At 34.2% G+C, this 16799-nt stretch carries 18 protein-coding genes; 2 read left to right on the top strand and 16 right to left on the bottom strand.

Annotated elements, in window-relative coordinates; translation table 11 throughout:
• Positions 1-118: 118 nt before the first annotated feature.
• On the top strand, positions 119-1210 hold the full coding sequence (gene ychF / locus GN105_RS10695; protein ID WP_155285395.1) for a redox-regulated ATPase YchF: 1092 nt from the start codon (positions 119-121) through the stop codon (positions 1208-1210).
• A 74-nt stretch (positions 1211-1284) separates the two neighbouring features.
• Here the strand turns inward: ychF and speB are convergent, their stop codons facing one another.
• The 7 genes from speB to dnaA all read right to left on the bottom strand — a co-directional run bounded on the left by speB (position 1285) and on the right by dnaA (position 7565).
• On the bottom strand, positions 1285-2151 hold the full coding sequence (gene speB / locus GN105_RS10690) for an agmatinase (protein WP_155285394.1): 867 nt from the start codon (positions 2149-2151) through the stop codon (positions 1285-1287).
• A 34-nt stretch (positions 2152-2185) separates the two neighbouring features.
• On the bottom strand, positions 2186-3154 hold the full coding sequence (locus GN105_RS10685; protein ID WP_155285393.1) for a polyprenyl synthetase family protein: 969 nt from the start codon (positions 3152-3154) through the stop codon (positions 2186-2188).
• Positions 3155-3265: 111 nt separating this feature from the next.
• Entirely contained in the window at positions 3266-3985 is a 720-nt protein-coding gene (locus GN105_RS10680) for a YebC/PmpR family DNA-binding transcriptional regulator (RefSeq protein ID WP_155285392.1), read from the bottom strand.
• A 52-nt stretch (positions 3986-4037) separates the two neighbouring features.
• Positions 4038-4688 carry a phosphatidylserine decarboxylase family protein gene (locus tag GN105_RS10675; protein WP_155285391.1) on the bottom strand — a complete coding sequence of 217 codons (651 nt, stop codon included), beginning with the start codon at positions 4686-4688 and terminating at the stop codon, positions 4038-4040.
• A 95-nt stretch (positions 4689-4783) separates the two neighbouring features.
• A complete protein-coding gene (locus GN105_RS10670) occupies positions 4784-5485 on the bottom strand; it encodes an SAM-dependent methyltransferase (protein ID WP_155285390.1) in 702 nt (233 codons plus the stop codon).
• Between the two features lie 44 nt (positions 5486-5529).
• Positions 5530-5994, bottom strand: a complete 465-nt coding sequence (locus GN105_RS10665) for a low molecular weight protein-tyrosine-phosphatase (RefSeq protein ID WP_155285389.1) — start codon at positions 5992-5994, stop codon at positions 5530-5532.
• A gap of 152 nt (positions 5995-6146) precedes the next feature.
• A complete protein-coding gene (gene dnaA / locus GN105_RS10660) occupies positions 6147-7565 on the bottom strand; it encodes a chromosomal replication initiator protein DnaA (protein WP_155285388.1) in 1419 nt (472 codons plus the stop codon).
• A 248-nt stretch (positions 7566-7813) separates the two neighbouring features.
• On the opposite strand from dnaA, the gene GN105_RS10655 reads away from it, so the two are divergent.
• The gene (locus GN105_RS10655; protein WP_155285387.1) at positions 7814-8230 is read left to right on the top strand and encodes an acyl-CoA thioesterase; all 417 of its coding nucleotides are present in this window, start codon (positions 7814-7816) and stop codon (positions 8228-8230) included.
• On the opposite strand, the gene GN105_RS10650 is transcribed toward GN105_RS10655, so the two are convergent.
• From GN105_RS10650 to GN105_RS10610, 9 genes are all read right to left on the bottom strand, one after another.
• Positions 8227-9057, bottom strand: coding sequence for a rhomboid family intramembrane serine protease (locus tag GN105_RS10650; RefSeq protein WP_155285386.1), 831 nt, complete (start codon positions 9055-9057; stop codon positions 8227-8229). The two genes, GN105_RS10655 and GN105_RS10650, sit on opposite strands and share 4 nt — an antisense overlap.
• Before the next feature lie 30 nt (positions 9058-9087).
• Complete coding sequence (locus tag GN105_RS10645; protein WP_155285385.1) at positions 9088-9987, bottom strand: NifU family protein; 900 nt, start codon at positions 9985-9987, stop codon at positions 9088-9090.
• 91 nt (positions 9988-10078) lie between these two features.
• Positions 10079-10609, bottom strand: a complete 531-nt coding sequence (locus GN105_RS10640; protein WP_155285384.1) for an RNA methyltransferase — start codon at positions 10607-10609, stop codon at positions 10079-10081.
• A 16-nt stretch (positions 10610-10625) separates the two neighbouring features.
• Entirely contained in the window at positions 10626-12830 is a 2205-nt protein-coding gene (locus tag GN105_RS10635) for a RelA/SpoT family protein (protein ID WP_155285383.1), read from the bottom strand.
• A 98-nt stretch (positions 12831-12928) separates the two neighbouring features.
• Positions 12929-13969: a glutaminyl-peptide cyclotransferase gene (locus GN105_RS10630; protein ID WP_155285382.1), complete on the bottom strand. Its 1041-nt coding sequence runs from the start codon at positions 13967-13969 to the stop codon at positions 12929-12931.
• Positions 13970-13978: 9 nt separating this feature from the next.
• A complete protein-coding gene (locus tag GN105_RS10625) occupies positions 13979-14893 on the bottom strand; it encodes an energy transducer TonB (protein WP_155285381.1) in 915 nt (304 codons plus the stop codon).
• A gap of 1 nt (position 14894) precedes the next feature.
• Entirely contained in the window at positions 14895-15629 is a 735-nt protein-coding gene (gene truB, locus GN105_RS10620) for a tRNA pseudouridine(55) synthase TruB (protein WP_227977363.1), read from the bottom strand.
• A complete protein-coding gene (locus GN105_RS10615; RefSeq protein WP_155285379.1) occupies positions 15626-16030 on the bottom strand; it encodes a hypothetical protein in 405 nt (134 codons plus the stop codon). Before GN105_RS10615 ends, truB begins: the two co-directional genes overlap by 4 nt.
• Positions 16031-16048: 18 nt before the next feature.
• Positions 16049-16699 carry an epoxyqueuosine reductase QueH gene (locus GN105_RS10610; RefSeq protein ID WP_155285378.1) on the bottom strand — a complete coding sequence of 217 codons (651 nt, stop codon included), beginning with the start codon at positions 16697-16699 and terminating at the stop codon, positions 16049-16051.
• Positions 16700-16799 lie beyond the last annotated feature (100 nt).

The following is a 16799-nucleotide window of genomic DNA, read 5'->3' as shown; positions in this document are numbered from 1 at the left end:
TTTGCTTTTTTGAGTTTCAAGATTTTTTCTTACTTTTGCACGAATTTTAGTAAAAAGAAAAACAGCTAAAAATGAGTATTTTAAATCATTGAAAGGCTGTAAAACCCATAAAAATAATATGAAAGCAGGAATTGTAGGGCTTCCTAACGTTGGAAAATCCACTTTATTTAATTGTTTATCAAATGCCAAAGCACAGAGTGCAAACTTTCCGTTTTGTACCATCGAACCCAATTTAGGCGTAGTAAACGTACCCGACCCACGATTGGAAAAATTGGAAGAATTGGTAAAACCCGAACGCATTTTACCCGCCACCGTTGAAATTGTGGACATTGCCGGACTGGTAAAAGGAGCCAGCAAAGGCGAAGGATTGGGCAACCAGTTTCTGGGGAACATCCGCGAGTGTAACGCCATCATACACGTACTCAGATGTTTTGAAAACGACAATATCGTTCACGTGGACGGAAGCGTAAACCCCATTCGCGATAAAGGAACCATTGATGTGGAGCTTCAACTTAAAGATTTGGAAACCGTTGAAAAACGCCTCGACAAAGTAAATCGTGCTGCTAAGGCGGGCGATAAAAAAGCTGCCAAAGAACAAGAACTTTTAAATCGAATTAAAACTACGTTGGAATCGGGCAATTCTGCAAGAGCCGTACAAGTCGCTGATGATGAGCAAGAACTGATGGATTCCTTCCAGCTGCTTACCGCCAAGCCTATTCTGTACGTTTGTAATGTAGATGAGGCTGCCGCCAAAAACGGAAATAAATATGTAGAGCAGGTAAAAGAAGCCGTAAAAGACGAAAATGCGGAAGTTATCGTACTGGCTGTTGCTACCGAAGCCGATATTACAGAACTGGAAAGCTATGAGGAACGTCAAATGTTCTTGGAAGATATCGGACTTGATGAGCCGGGAGCTTCCAAACTGATTCGGGCAGCATACAAACTGCTCAATTTACAAACCTATTTCACCGCCGGAGTAAAAGAAGTGCGTGCTTGGACGATTCATAAAGGAGATACCGCCCCTAAAGCCGCCGGAGTTATCCATTCCGATTTTGAAAAAGGATTTATCCGTGCCGAAGTTATTGCCTACGATGACTTTGTTACCTACGGCAGCGAAGCCAAAGTAAAAGAAGCCGGAAAAATGCGTGTAGAAGGCAAAGAATACATCGTAAAAGACGGCGATGTAATGCACTTCCGTTTTAATGTGTAATTTTACCAAATTATCAAAATAAAAAAGGTCAGAATTAGAAATATTCTGACCTTTTTCATTTATCACAATTCTTGCTATTTAACTCTTTTACTGTATTTAAAATGATAAGCTAACATTTTGTAGTACAATTTTGCGGCTAAAAAAGCTGTTGGTTTAGCAGCAGGGCTATCCATAAGTTCCACAATATCAAAAGCTACTACGTTACATTTTTTGAAAACTTTCCGAAGTAATTTCAATGTCGGATACCATTGCAATCCTCCCGGTTCAGGAGTACCTGTTGACGGAGCTATTGAAGGGTCAAAAGCATCTAAATCAATAGTTATATAAACATTTCCGGAAACTTTATCCAAAACATCGTCAATCCATTTCTTATTTTTAGCAATTTCGTGAGCGAAAAAAACACGTCCTTTTGGAAGATATTGTTTTTCTTCTGCATCCATTGAACGAATACCTACTTGTACTAATTTATGTTTTTGATTAGCCTCAAACACAGCACAAGCGTGGTTAGATGTAGAACCGTGAAACTCTGGACGCAAATCCGTATGAGCATCTAACTGAAGTACTGTTAATTTTTCGTACTTCTCTCCCACTGCACGAATCGAACCAATTGAAACAGAATGTTCTCCACCGAAAAGCGTAAACAATTTGCCTTCGTGCTGTAAAAGTTCCTTTGTCTTTTGATAAACAGCTTCAGTCATTGCCTCAGGCGAACTGCTCTCGGATATTTCTCCTGCCATATAAACTCCATTCAAATATGGCTCTGTATCTGTTTCAATATCATAAAGTTCCATATTTTCAGAAGCGTTTAAAAAAAGTTCAGGACCTTTGTCCGCACCTTTTCCCCAAGTGGACGTTCCGTCATAAGGAACTGTTACCAGCATCACTTTTGAATTTTCAAACGTTGCATTTTCTTCAGGAATTCCTGCATATGTTCTTTCCATCTCTTCTATATTTTTAGTAATTTTATTCTGTTTCTTATATTTTTCTATTCATTAAATCAATGGCAAACTTTCTGATTTCAAGTTTTTTATCCTCGATAATATCCAATTTTTCGAGCGAATCTAAAGAATTTTGCGTATATTTTTCAATCTCTTTTCTGACAAAATCAGCAGCTTGAGTTTCCACAAAAATTTTCTTCACTTTTTCAACTTTATCCGGATTTTCTTCCGTATTATTATACAAAAGAAACAATTCTTTTTTAAGTTCATTATCAGATAGTTCCAAAGCTTTCAGATAAAGCATTGTTTTCTTATTTTCCAATATATCCCCTCCTATTTGCTTGCCAAAAGAGCTATCTCCAAAGGCATCAAGGTAATCGTCTTGCAATTGAAAAGCCAAACCCAACTGAATTCCGAAATCGTAAACAAGTTTTTTATTTTCTTCGGAAGTTTCAGCTACAATTGCCCCCATTTGCAAAGCAGCTCCTACTAAAACGGCAGTCTTGTACTTTATCATCTGTAAATATTGCTCACTGTTCACGTCGTTTCGGCTCTCAAAATCCATATCCAATTGCTGACCTTCACAAACTTCCAAAGCCGTTTTGCTAAACAATTTCGCCAATTCCTGAAAAATAGTTGGCTTATAATTCTCAAACAACTGATATGCAATGATTAACATCGCATCTCCTGATAAAATTGCCGTGTTAGTATTCCACTTACTGTGTACCGTTTGTTTGCCTCTCCTCAAAGGAGCATTATCCATAATATCATCGTGAACCAACGAAAAATTATGAAAAACTTCCACAGCCAAAGCTGCGTGAAGAGCCTTTTTGTAATCTGTTCCAAAAAGGTCTGCAGCCATTAATGTTAAAACAGGACGAATGCGTTTTCCTTCTAATCCCAAAATATAATGCATTGGTGCATACAAATTTTCGGGTTCTGTTTTAACGATTGATTTTTCCAGATGAATTAAAAATGCTTTTTTATAATCCTCTATAAATGACATAATTATGCTTATAATAAAAGAAAAACTGTCAGAAAAAAACTATAAAGCAATCTCCAACAGTTTCTACATATTTTTATATTGAATATTTACAGTTTATTTAACTCTAAAAGACTAAGCCTCAGCCTCTTTCATTGTATGATAAACATTTTGGACATCTTCGTCTTCTTCTATTTTTTCAAGAAGTTTTTCCACATCAGCTTGTTCTTCAGCTGATAACTCTTTAGTTACCTGAGGAATACGATCAAATCCGGAAGATAAAATTTCTATGTTTCTGCCTTCCAATTCTTTTTGAATAGCTCCAAAACTTTCAAAAGGAGCATAAATATGAATTCCGTCTTCATCAGCAAAAACTTCCTCTGCACCGAAGTCAATCATTTCAAGTTCAAGCTCTTCCGGATCAATTCCTTCTGCATTAATTCGGAAATTACACGTGTGGTCAAACATAAATTCCACTGAACCGGAAGTACCAAGAGTTCCATTGCATTTGTTAAAATAACTACGAATATTTGCCACAGTACGGTTATTATTATCCGTTGCCGTTTCAATCAAAATTGCAATTCCGTGAGGTGCATAACCTTCAAAAAGAACTTCCTTATAATTTGCAGTATCTTTTTCCGATGCTTTTTTAATTGCTCTTTCTATATTTTCCTTCGGCATATTCGCCGCCTTAGCATTTTGAATTACAGCTCTTAATCGTGAGTTAGATTCAGGATGCGGACCTCCTTCTTTAACTGCCATTACGATGTCTTTCCCGATACGTGTAAACGTTTTTGCCATCGCAGCCCAACGTTTAAATTTTCGTGCTTTTCTAAACTCAAATGCTCTTCCCATAAATTTTTTCTATCTTTTTTAAAAAACTTAAATTAATTTCTTTGCTAAACTCTTATTTTTCAGCTATCACGTCAACTCCGCCTTTAACGGTTTGACCAAGTTCAACATTTATTTTGGTTCCAAGTGGTAAATATAAATCCACGCGTGAGCCAAACTTGATAAATCCCGCATCAGCTCCCTGAATTGCTACATTTCCTTCTTTTGCATAATTCACAATACGTTTTGCCAAAGCCCCTGCAATTTGTCGATATAACACCTTTCCAAACACTTGATTATCAACAACCACAGTAGTTCTTTCATTTTCTTCAGAAGCTTTTGGATGCCAAGCCACTAAATATTTTCCGGGATGATATTTACTAAAAACCACCTTTCCTCCTAAGGCATAACGAGTTACGTGAACGTTAAAGGGTGACATAAAAATGGAAACTTGCAGACGTTTGTCCTTAAAGTATTCTTTCTCTTCTACTTCTTCAATAACTACAACTTTTCCATCAACTGGTGCAATGATATGATTATCATTCTTTTGTGTAATTCTTTTAGGATTCCTAAAGAATTGAAGTACCAAAATCAAAAATACCAATGCAAATACCTGAATTAGTTTTTGTAACCAAAAAATATCAATGAAAAAATGTGCAGACAAAACCAACCCTATGGTAATGAAAAATGTAGTCAGAATTATCTTAAAACCTTCTTTATGAAACATATATGTAAAATTTTCAAAAAAATCAACTTGGTGTGTAAAAAGAAAAACTTTTCGGCAAATATATGAATAAATATTCTAAAAACACCAAACATTTTTTAACTACCTATAATAAAAATTGCGGGACGTTTTTGAAAAGAAATATTTGTTTTTCGCCACTGAGCTATGGTTTGAGTTTTAATTTCCTCAGTTTCCAAACTGATATCACACGCGATACATAAGAGAGTTGTTGGTTGCAAAGTTTCTATCAAATCGGCAAACATTTTGTCATTTCTGTAAGGAGTTTCGATAAAAATCTGAGTTTGATTGCTTTCTATTGCCTTTCTTTCAAGTAACTTTAGCATTTTTTTACGATCTGATTTGTCAATTGGAAGATAACCATTGAAGGCAAAACTTTGCCCATTCAGTCCGCTTGCCATCATCGCCATCAATATAGAAGAAGGACCAACTAAAGGAATTACTTTGATTTGTTTCTTGTGAGCTATTTTTACTATTTCAGCTCCCGGATCAGCAATTCCGGGACAACCTGCCTCAGAAATAATTCCCATTGAAAATCCGGCAGAACAAGGCTGCAAAAAAGAAGGTAATTCTTCTGAAGGTGTATGTTTATTGATGGTAAAAAAAATTAATTCCTGTTGAGATTTCTCAGGGGCGATTTGTTTTATAAACTTTCGTGCCGATTTTTCGTTTTCTACGATAAAATGTTTTAACGAACGAACAACTGCTACAACCTGATTTGGCAAAACCATATCAGCAGAGCTTTCACCTAAAAAATTAGGAATCAAATAAATACTTGACATACAATGAATAACTGAAATACAGTAATTTAAACGAAGAAATTATTTTAATGAATAGCTTTCAACTTTTCACTTATCACATCACAAGCTTCATCAATCATAGTAAAAACAGCTCTAAAATCATTTTTATCCCCATAATATGGGTCAGGAACCTCTTTCAAAGTTGCCTTACCGAGTGTATCTAATAAAAAAGATATTTTCTCACGGTGCTCATTTTTTGCTGCTAAGTCGCATACATTAGCATAATTACTCCTATCCATTACAAAAATATAATCGAACTTTTCAAAATCATCAACTGAAATTTGACGTCCTTTAAGGTTAGAAATATCTATTCCGTTTTTACGAGCAACCTCTATAGAACGACGATCAGGAGCTGCACCTACGTGATAATTTGAAGTTCCTGCGGAATCCACCTCAAACTTCTCTGAATCAAGCTTTGACCTCAAAATTCCTTCTGCCAATGGAGAACGACAAATATTCCCCAAACAAACCATCAATATTTTTGTTTTCATTTAAATTTTTGTAGAAAAATTGAATATTGCAAAACTACATTTTTTCATTCAAAAATACAAATAAAAATTGTGCTTATTTTGAAATGATAACATCTTAGCTAAAAAGAATTTGACATAAAAAATCCCAAGTATTCAAACTTGGGAGCGTAATTTTAATTAGATAATTTCAAGGTTAAATCTTCAACATACTTTTTAAATTCACGATCTGTTTCTGCCAGATTTTCGACTGTTTTACAAGCGTGAAGAACGGTTGCGTGATCACGTTGTCCAATCTGTGAACCAATAGTTGTAAGGGAATTTTTCGTATATTTTTTAGCAAAAAACATCGCCAATTGGCGTGCTTGCACTATATTTCTTTTTCGTGTTTTTGACTGCAAATCCTCCAAATCTACCTGAAAATAATCTACAATTATTTGCTGTATGTGATCAATTGTTATTTCTTTTCTATGATTTTTTATTGATTTTTCAATAATGCTTTGAGCCAGCTCAATCGAATATTCTTTACGATTGAAAGCCGCCTGAGCAATCAATGAATTACTAACACCTTCCAATTCACGTACATTAGTTCTCACATTTTGAGCCAAATATGCAATAATTTCATCACTAACATCAGCTCCATCGTTATAAAATTTATTTTTCAGAATTTTATAACGTGTCTCATAATCAGGAGCTTGTAATTCTGCCGACAATCCCCATTTGAAACGAGAAAGTAATCGTTGCTCAATATCTTGCATATCCACCGGTGCTTTATCCGATGTCAAAATCACCTGTTTATTATTCTGATGTAAGTGATTGAAAATATGGAAAAAAGCATCTTGTGTTTTCACTTTTGAGGATAAAAACTGAATATCATCAACTATCAGAACGTCAATAAGTTGATAAAAATGAATAAAATCATTTAATGTATTTTTATCCTTATCCTTTGACATTGTGGCATTTACAAATTGCTGTGTAAACTTCTCAGCAGAAACATATAATACCTTTTTCTTAGGATGTTTCTCTTTGATTTCCACCCCAATAGCGTGTGCCAAATGTGTTTTTCCAAGCCCTACACCTCCAAAAATAAACAAAGGATTGAAAGATGTTCCACCAGGTTTATTAGCCACAGCTATGCCAGCCGAACGAGCCAAACGATTAGAGGCTCCCTCTACAAAATTGTCAAAATTCTGATTCAGATTAAGTTGCGGGTCAATCGTAATTTCCCGAATTCCAGGAATAACAAATGGATTTTTCAGTTCGGGATCTTTATTTTGAACTGACACAGTAACAGACTGTTTCGCCAACTCAGGTCGATTGGTACTTGGTACTTGTTCCCTAACCGAAGCATCTATAATATACGTTAATTTAGAATTAGCCCCTAAAGCAAAGGTCAATGCCGATTTAAGAAGTGAAATGTAATTTTCTTCCAAAAATTCATAGAAAAACTTACTTGGAACTTTGATTTTCAGTGTATTTCCATCTAATCCCATAGGCACAATGGGAGCAAACCACACATTAAATGGCTGTTCATCAATATTGTCTTTGATAAAATCAAGACATCTACCCCATACTTTTTCGGCTAAATCTTTCATTATTGATTAAAAAGTCAAAATATTCTTTGCACTTAATCAGAAATTAAGTCCTTTACTTGTTGCTCTTTTAAAAAAAACATATAAATTTGCGAGAATTAAATAAACACACCACCAAAATGTCACTTTCTCGAGGAAGCAAAATTGTGAATAAATTTTGAATAAAAAAAATGATTTAACTCTTGTTTTTTTCATTTTTTTTTGCAAGAGAAGAAAGTTAAACTTTGTTAATGCAAAAACACCCCCTGAATATGAAAGAATTATATTTTGACTACACTTTAAGGACCCGTTATGCCGAAACCGACCAAATGGGAGTTGTTTACTACGGCAACTACACTCAGTACTTGGAATTAGGAAGAGTAGAATGGCTTAGAGAACTCGGAATTTCTTACAAAAAGTTAGAAGAAGAAGGAATTATGCTACCTGTGGTTTCGCTACAAATAAACTATAAAAAACCAGCATTTTATGATGAATTACTCACTATCAGAACAAAATTCAAAAATGTCACTTCAAGCAAAATAGAATTTGATTATGAGATAATTAACGAAAAAGGAGAAGTAATTTCAACAGCTAATACAACGTTAGTTTTTGTTGACTCCAAAACTTGGAAACCAACCCGTTGTCCTGAAAAAATCATAAATCTTATTGAAGCTAAAAAGAGAGGTTAATTATTCATATCTTTACTTGCCTCGAACAGAAATTTTTTCTCTTTTTCAGTTAAACTTGCGTATCCGCTGGTACTGATTTTATCTAATAAAATATTAACTTTATGTTGTTTTAATTTTTGAGAATCATTCAAACCGTCATTTGATTTCAAAGGTTTTACGATTTTCTTAGAAACATTATTTTTTGTTAATTTAACTGTTTTTTCACTTTTGTTTCGGATTGGTTTTCTTGTCAAAATCCCTATAAAATATCCTGTAAAAGCCCCTCCTAAGTGGACAATTTTTCCGCCTGGGTTTGATGAAATTTGAACAATATCATACAATATTAAAAATAAAACTATCACCCATAGTTTCATTGGAATTGAAAAAAGTAAATACACAGTATATTTAGGAACAATCACAGTAACAAACACTAACAAAGCCATAATTGCCCCCGATGCACCTAATAAAATAGAACCATCAAATAAGAGAGGAAATAATGTGTCTATCAACAAAAATGACATTCCACTGAAAATAATTCCGGCACAATAAACTCTGATAAATTGCTTTCTATTAAATAAATTGAAGAATATTCGTCCTGTAAAAAACAATATCAACATATTCCAAAATAAATGCTGAAAACTGGCGTGAAAAAAGGAATAAGTAATTATTGTCCAAGGTTTTGTGAAAAATTCTCTTATACTTTGAGGTAGCCCTAACCAATTGTTAATTTGATATTGTGAAAACCCAGCCAAGTTTGTAAGCAAATGGACAATTACAAAAAATAAAGCATTGAGCAGAATAACTTGTTCTGCAAAATTTAACTTTCGTATTTGAAATTTTTGTAACAATCGGCTGTAAGTAACGACTTAAATCAGAAATTAACCATTTATGGCAACAACTTGAATGTTAGGATTTTGCAACTGTTCCTTCAAAATTGATTCAATACCATTTTTTAATGTTTGTGTTGATGAAGGACAACCGCTACAAGCCCCCTGCAAAACAACTTCAACCAAATGATTATCAGAATCATATGAAATAAAATCAATATTTCCGCCGTCAAGAGTTACTGCAGGTTTTATATATTGGTCAAGAATCGAAACTATCTTTTGAGAAGTTATATCCGTAGTGATAATTCTATTTTCTTTTTTCTCTTCTTTTTCTATCCGTTTTTTAATCTCTCCGGATAAGATGACAGTATTTCCTTGAATAAGATAATTTTGAATAAATTCTCGCAATTCCATCACCACATCATACCAATCAACAACATCGTGTTTGGTTATTGATATGTAATTGTTATCCAAAAAGACTTCTTTTACAAAAGCAAACTTGAAAAGAGCAGTTACCAACGGAGCATCTTTGGCTTCATCACTATTTTTGTATTCAAAAATTTCAGGAACCAACTGCTTATTCACTACAAATTTCATTACCGCAGGATTAGGCGTGCTTTCTGCATAAACAGTTACAGGATTTTTTACATCTCCTGAATCATTAATAATCAACTCTTTACCTGACTTGATATACTCCAAAACTTGTTCGGCTACTTCTTCTTGCACTTCCTCCCACTCTACTATCGGATAACGTTTCAATGCAATAAAATTACTTGAAATATAAACAGTTTTTATAAAAGGTAAATAGAAAAGTTGCTTGGCTAAAGGAGAATTTTTAGCTTCATCAATGTTTTTAAATTCGTAACTTCCTTTTACTAAAGCCTTTGAAGCTTCTAATTTTATAATTTCAGGATTATTTGTAGCTTGTATGGAAAGTGTTATATCTGTCATTTCGAATAAATTTCGGCAAAACTATTCATTTTTTTGTTCTTCCGAAAATTATTACAGAAAAATTTAACTAACTTCTTTTTTTAAACTTTATCTACTCGTTCAATTTTTTCCATAAATCCCAAATCACAATTCCTGCACTTACTGAAATATTTAGAGAATGCTTCGTTCCGTACTGCGGAATTTCAATAACTCCGTCAGAGGCAGAAACTACTTCTTGTTCCACTCCTTTTACCTCATTTCCGAATATAACTGCGTATTTTGTGCCAGACTCGGGTTGAAAATCGTTGAGCATTACAGATTTTTCGGCTTGCTCAATGCTAATAACGCGAATTCCGTCCGATTTTAGGCGTTCCACCACTGAAATTGTGCTTTCTGCATATTCCCAATCCACACTTTCAGTAGCTCCGAGTGCCGTTTTGTGAATTTCTTTGTTCGGAGGAGTAGCGGTTATGCCACAAAGAAATATTTTTTCAACCAAAAAAGCATCACAAGTTCTAAAAACGGAACCTATATTATTCAAACTCCGAACGTTATCTAAAATAACAATAAGTGGCGTTTTGGTTGCTTTTTTAAATTCATCTATCTCTAATCGTTCTAACTCACTATTGGCTAATTTTCGCATATTTTTCCTGAAAAAATTATAAACGACTCACTTTGTCCACTCCTTTCAAAATTTTCAAATCTTGCATCAATTTTTTCAAAGTGGCGTTGTTATTAACTGTAATTGAGACTTTTCCGCTAAACATATTTCCTTCTGTATCAATATTAATATTGGTCAATTTCACAAATTTATTTTCAGAAATTACCCGTGAAATATCTCCCACCAAACCATCGCGGTCTAACCCACTAATGCGAACGGCAACTTTAAATTCTTGCTCTTCCGATTTTACCCACTTAGCAGGCATAATCCTATAAGCATAATTCGATTGCATTGAAATGGCATTGGGGCAGTTCTTTTTATGAACCTTAATTCCCTCATTTATAGTAATAAAACCAAAAATAGAATCTCCGGGAATTGGGTTACAACATTTAGCAAAGGTATAATCCAACGATTCTTCTTCCTTACCGAAAACAATACTGTCATAATGCTCGTTCGGAGTGTGAACGATCTCCTCAGTTGGCTTTTTGCTTGTGGTAATTTTGCTTTTAAAAAAGTTAAAAAACGAACTTCTTTTTGAAGCAAAATCACGCAACATCTGGTTAGTAATTTCGCCTGTACCTACCTGATAGAAAACATCTAAGCTTGTTTTTGTCTTGAAATGACTAACCAATTCATTCACAACATCTTCCGTAAGAATTATTTTGAGCTGTTTTAACTTTCTCATTAACAGCTCTTTTCCTTCGGAAGCAACAATTTTAACTTCTTCCTTCAAAGCCGATTTTATTTTATTTCGAGCTTTGGCGGTTGTTGCATAATTTAGCCAGTTTTTATTTGGTTTTGCATTTTCTGCTGTGATAATTTCCACTTGGTCGCCACTTCTTAACACGTGGCTTAACGGAACGAGCTTGTTATTTACCTTTGCTCCACGTGTTTTCATTCCCACACCCGTATGGATATAAAAAGCAAAATCCAGAGGAGTTGCACCCTTTGGCAACGATTTTATTTCCCCATTAGGCGTAAAAACAAAGATTTCCTTAGCGTACAAATTCAGTTTGAAATCCTCTACAAAATCAACCGCATTGCCTTCGCTGCCTTCCAAAACTTCCTGTAAACGATTGAGCCACTCTTCAATACCCGCTTCTTTTTGGTTTCCGTGTTTGTATTTAAAGTGTGCTGCATAACCTTTTTCGGCAATTTCGTGCATACGTTCACTACGGATTTGCACTTCTACCCAACGCCCTTTAGGTCCCATAACGGTAATATGCAATGCTTCATAACCAGTTGATTTAGGGGAAGATATCCAATCTCGTAAACGTGTAGGATTGGGACGAAAATGGTCTGTTACAATAGAATATATCTTCCACGCTAAAAATTTTTCTTCCTCAGGAGAACTTTTGTAGATAATTCGTATGGCAAATTTGTCATAAATCTCTTCAAAAGTAACATTTTGAGCCTCCATCTTTTTATAAATCGAATAAATAGATTTTGGACGACCTTTAATGCGATAATCTATCTTTTGGTTATTGAGTGAAGATTCTATAATTTTGGTAAAAGACTCAATGTAAGATTTTTGCTCTTCCTTAGATTCTTCCATTTTACCAAGAATACTATAATAATATTCTGAATCCGTGTACTTTAAGCCTAAATCTTCTAATTCAGTTTTAATATTGTAAAGACCAATACGATGAGCCAACGGAGCATAAATATACAGTGTTTCGGAAGCTATTTTGGCTTGTTTGTGTTCTGCCATTGAATCCATCGTTTGCATATTATGCAGTCTGTCGGCAATTTTGATAATAATCACACGTACATCATCGTTCATTGTCAGAAGCAGCTTTCTGAAATTTTCGGCTTGCAAAGAAATATCGTTTTCACGACTAAGATGCGAAATTTTTGTAAGTCCTTCCACAATGTGAGCTACGGTTTTCCCGAAAAGGCGTTCCATATCCTCCACGGTGTAGTCAGTATCTTCCACCACATCGTGTAATAGTGCTGCCGCAATAGAAACAGCATCCAACCCTATTTGGGAAGCGACTATTTTCGCAACGGCAATCGGATGAAAAATATAAGGCTCTCCACTTTTTCTGCGTTGGTCTTTATGGGCATCAACCGCCGTATCAAATGCCAAACGAATAAGTTTTTTATCTTCCTCTGTAAGGGTCTGATAACTAATACTTAATAGTTCTTTATATTCCCTTGCGATTGCTTTATTTTCCTCTTCTGAATCTAACGACCATTTCATATATTGAGCGTATTTTAATGCAAATTAATATCAGTAACCGTAAAAAAATTTATATTCCAATGCCAATTAAAGCGTTAATAATTTTCGCTAAAAATTAATTATTTTTCAATGAAAACGACCTCAAAAACAGAACTCCAATTTTTTCCTGTAATAAAAAATGTTTTACGACCAGAATGATATGCTATTCCGTTTAAAACATCCAATTCATCAATTTGTTCTACTTTTTCTTTTAATCCACGTACGTCAATTATTCCCTCAATTGCCCCATTTTCAGGATTAATTATCATAATGCCATCTTTTTGATAGGTGTTTGCATAAATTTTTCCCTCAACCCATTCAAGTTCATTAGCATTAGAAAAAAGTGATTTGTCTGTACAAAGTTGTATAAAATCCTCTTCCTCAAAGGTTTCTGAATTTAAAATCCATATCTTTTCTGAACCATCACTTTTGTAAATTTTTTTTCCATCGTGACAAATTCCCCAGCCTTCTTTACTTTTCCCGTATTTAAAACTTCCTATTTGCTTTAAATCAGAGTCATATATTAGTCCTGTATTTTCTTGCCACGTCAATTGAATTATTTTTCCATTAAAAGCAGTTACTCCTTCACCAAAATATTGTGGATTTAAGTTAATATTTTTATAAGTCTCGCCTGTGAAAACATTCCATTTTTTTAAAGAAGATTTTCTGTATTGACCTGTACTCTCAAGGATTGTATCTCCCAGAAATTCAAAACCTTGCGTATATGATTTTTTATCGTGAGAATATGTATTTATGATTTTATAAGTATAAATTTTAGGCGGCTGATTCGCTAAAATCATTATCTCTTTTTGGATTTTATGCGTTTTTCCACTTTGCGTTGTTATTTCAGCTTCCAAAAACTGCTTGCCTAATTTTATGTTTTTAAGTTGATATTTTCCGTTGATTTTGGTGATTTCCTTTCCATTAATTCGGTATGCTACAGAAGAAATTCCTTCTCCAAAATTATTTTTAGACACATCAAAATCAAGAACATCATTCAATTGATATTCTCTGCTTTTGGGATTGATTTCTATGGAAAATTTCTCTTTTTTCTGTGTTCCTACTCCATTACAAGAAATTAATAAAAAACAGAAAATGAATGACAAAAAAACAGCTTTCATATTAAAAATTTATCTTTTTTGTTGAAAAGAATACGTAATCGTTCCTACTTGCACACCTCTTCCTTGTACAATGTTAAACCGAGCTTGCTGAGCGTACAACAAAGAATTATCAATAAGGCAACCATCTGAAGTTGTGGAGTTTACCTTATCAATTGTTGCCTCAATTACGTTTCCTGAATCGTTTACTTTAATGATAATCACCACTTTACCATATCTTTCACAAGTAAAAATAGGATTTGGTAATTCTTCTCGTAAAGTTCTGTCAGCCAAGGCATATTTCACCAAAGCATTTTTATTGACAACATCCTCATTTTTAGTCAAGTTTTTCTCTTCAACTTTTATGTTTGTAGGTAAAATGAGGTCAGTTTTAGGAGCATTAGAAGTTAGCAACTCTTCGTTAGCTTCCATCATTTCGCGTTCTGCAAGAATTTCATCAAGACTTTTATGAGCATCTTCGGAATGTTGCAAATCCATATCCGATTCATTATAAGCGTTTAAAGTTACCTTTGTATTACTTGGAGTTTCTGTGGATTCTTCCAGTTTTTTAGGCTCTTCTTCTTTAACCTCTTCCGGAAGCTCGGAAATATGGCTCATTTCAATCATAATTTCTTTTTCCTTGTTCTGAAGTTGTATTACAAGGAGCGAAATTACCAAGCAAAACATAATAAACAACGTTACTGTTATTGACTTGTCCGAATCTGAAAATAAAGAGAGAAAATATTCCATTTCATAGCGAAAACCGCTTGTTTTTTTGCGTTTTTTTTCAAAAAAGACAACTTTTTTGCCGGATTGCGGTCTTTTCTCATTTAAAGTCTCTTTCCCTTTGACTTTTTCTTCAAAAAGCTGATTTACAGTTTTTTTCTCTTCAACCTTTACTTCATAAGGCTTGTGTCTGTCTTCATAAAGGTCATTGATGGTTTTCATCTTAGTTTTTTCTATAATTTAAGATATTTTGTTCTACAAAATCGTCAGGAGAAAGGGCATTTTCAACAGAAAAATCACCAATCTTCGTACGTCTCAAAGCAGTTAAATGAGCACCGCTTTGCAAAGCTTTTCCAAAATCATTCGCCAAAGAACGAATGTAAGTTCCTTTACTGCAAACTACCTCAAAATGTATATTGGGGAAGTTGCTAATATCAATGTTAAATTGCTCTATTTGAACGATTCGCTTAGGAACTTCTATCATTTCTTCTCCCTCACGAGCCAATTCATACAGTCTTTTTCCTTCTCTTTTTATTGCCGAAAAAACGGGCGGTGTTTGCTCGATTTCACCTATGAATTTCTGTCGGACTTGCTCTATGAATTCAGGTGTAATATGCTCAACGGGAAAGGTTTGTTCTATTTCTGTTTCCAAATCAAAGGAAGGCGTTGTTGCTCCCAACCGAATAGTTCCCGTATATGTTTTTAATGCTTCCTGAAACTCAGTGATTTTCTTGGTAAATTTTCCCGTACAAATGACAAGCAAGCCCGAAGCCAACGGGTCTAAAGTTCCGGCGTGCCCGATTTTAACCTTTTTGAGTTTGTAATTTTTGATGATAGACCATTTTATTTTGTTAACAGCCTGAAACGAAGACCAATGTAAAGGTTTGTCAATCAATAAGATTTGACCTTCAAGAATTTGTTCAGTTGTTAAAAAATGTTCTGTCATAACTTCTGTCATAGGTATAAAATCGTGTTTTCTTTTAATTTACTCAAAATTTCTTCTGAAATATTAATGTCCAAATTAAAAATTAAATCTTCAACAAATCCTTCTTCTTTGCCGTATCTTTTTTCCAATACTTCGGAATTTCTCCGAAGAACTGCATCGTTTTCAATATTTTCAATAATTTCTTGAATTAACTCTAAAGCTTGACCATCCGTTATTTCTTGCCAATTTTCAATAGGTTGGCTAAGTAATTCATCACAAAAATCATCTAAAGAAGCTAAACGCCAATAGTTTTCCAAAGTATATGAATCAATCCTCTTTTCTGTGATTTTTTGAATTTTATTCAATGCTTCCTCAACAGGAAACTTACCATTTTCAAAATCAGCTATGACTCTTTTTAATTCGGACTTGCTCATAAAACAGAAATATTTTGATTAATCATCAACACCGTAGTATTTTTCTCCTATTTTGATGCGTTCCCGTCCGTTTTCAAGTCGCCATTTGTTAGTATCACGAAGTGAATAGGCACAGCCACAATATTCCTGCATATAGAATTTTTCACGTTTACTGATTTCGAGCATTCGGGCTGAACCTCCTTTTTTTCGCCAGTTGTGCGTCCAGTATGTTATGCCCTCGTACTTTTCGGCAGCACGAATGCCACAGTCGTTGATTTGGTCAAAATTCTTCCAACGTGAAATGCCCAACGAACTTGTAATCGTATCAAAACCATTTTCATAAGCATATAAAGCCGTACGGTCAAAACGCATATCAAAGCACATCGTACAGCGGATACCTCTTTCGGGTTCCATTTCCATTCCTTTGGCACGTTCATACCAGTTATCTACATCATAATCAGCATCAATGATAGGAATGTTACATTTCTCGGCAAAACGAATATTTTCTTCTTTTCGAATCTCGTATTCTTTTAAAGGATGAATATTCGGATTGTAAAAAAATATTGTAAACTCAATACCTGAAGCTTGGATAGCCTCCATTACTTCTCCCGAGCAGGGGGCACAACAAGAATGCAGTAATAGTTTTTTACCGTTATTAGGAAGTGTTAATTTCTCACGAATTAAAGTCATTTTCTCTTTTATTTTTTTGCAAATAAAGCAATTTTTTTGATGTCTATCACACTGATTATAAAATAATTTTTCATAAGGTCTGAAAAACTAAAGAACTAAA

The sequence above is a fragment of the Capnocytophaga felis genome, from assembly GCF_009684755.1.
GTDB classification, from domain to species: domain Bacteria; phylum Bacteroidota; class Bacteroidia; order Flavobacteriales; family Flavobacteriaceae; genus Capnocytophaga; species Capnocytophaga felis.
This window is presented reverse-complemented; position numbering and strand designations above follow the sequence as displayed.

Bases quoted from the DNA above. Each gene is read 5' to 3' on its own strand.
- ychF (WP_155285395.1), top strand. From the start codon at position 119: ATGAAAGCAGGAATTGTAGGGCTTCCTAACGTTGGAAAATCCACTTTA.
- speB (WP_155285394.1), bottom strand. From the start codon at position 2,151: ATGGAAAGAACATATGCAGGAATTCCTGAAGAAAATGCAACGTTTGAA.
- GN105_RS10685 (WP_155285393.1), bottom strand. From the start codon at position 3,154: ATGTCATTTATAGAGGATTATAAAAAAGCATTTTTAATTCATCTGGAA.
- GN105_RS10680 (WP_155285392.1), bottom strand. From the start codon at position 3,985: ATGGGAAGAGCATTTGAGTTTAGAAAAGCACGAAAATTTAAACGTTGG.
- GN105_RS10675 (WP_155285391.1), bottom strand. From the start codon at position 4,688: ATGTTTCATAAAGAAGGTTTTAAGATAATTCTGACTACATTTTTCATT.
- GN105_RS10670 (WP_155285390.1), bottom strand. From the start codon at position 5,485: ATGTCAAGTATTTATTTGATTCCTAATTTTTTAGGTGAAAGCTCTGCT.
- GN105_RS10665 (WP_155285389.1), bottom strand. From the start codon at position 5,994: ATGAAAACAAAAATATTGATGGTTTGTTTGGGGAATATTTGTCGTTCT.
- dnaA (WP_155285388.1), bottom strand. From the start codon at position 7,565: ATGAAAGATTTAGCCGAAAAAGTATGGGGTAGATGTCTTGATTTTATC.
- GN105_RS10655 (WP_155285387.1), top strand. From the start codon at position 7,814: ATGAAAGAATTATATTTTGACTACACTTTAAGGACCCGTTATGCCGAA.
- GN105_RS10645 (WP_155285385.1), bottom strand. From the start codon at position 9,987: ATGACAGATATAACACTTTCCATACAAGCTACAAATAATCCTGAAATT.
- GN105_RS10640 (WP_155285384.1), bottom strand. From the start codon at position 10,609: ATGCGAAAATTAGCCAATAGTGAGTTAGAACGATTAGAGATAGATGAA.
- GN105_RS10635 (WP_155285383.1), bottom strand. From the start codon at position 12,830: ATGAAATGGTCGTTAGATTCAGAAGAGGAAAATAAAGCAATCGCAAGG.
- GN105_RS10630 (WP_155285382.1), bottom strand. From the start codon at position 13,969: ATGAAAGCTGTTTTTTTGTCATTCATTTTCTGTTTTTTATTAATTTCT.
- GN105_RS10625 (WP_155285381.1), bottom strand. From the start codon at position 14,893: ATGAAAACCATCAATGACCTTTATGAAGACAGACACAAGCCTTATGAA.
- truB (WP_227977363.1), bottom strand. From the start codon at position 15,629: ATGACAGAAGTTATGACAGAACATTTTTTAACAACTGAACAAATTCTT.
- GN105_RS10615 (WP_155285379.1), bottom strand. From the start codon at position 16,030: ATGAGCAAGTCCGAATTAAAAAGAGTCATAGCTGATTTTGAAAATGGT.
- GN105_RS10610 (WP_155285378.1), bottom strand. From the start codon at position 16,699: ATGACTTTAATTCGTGAGAAATTAACACTTCCTAATAACGGTAAAAAA.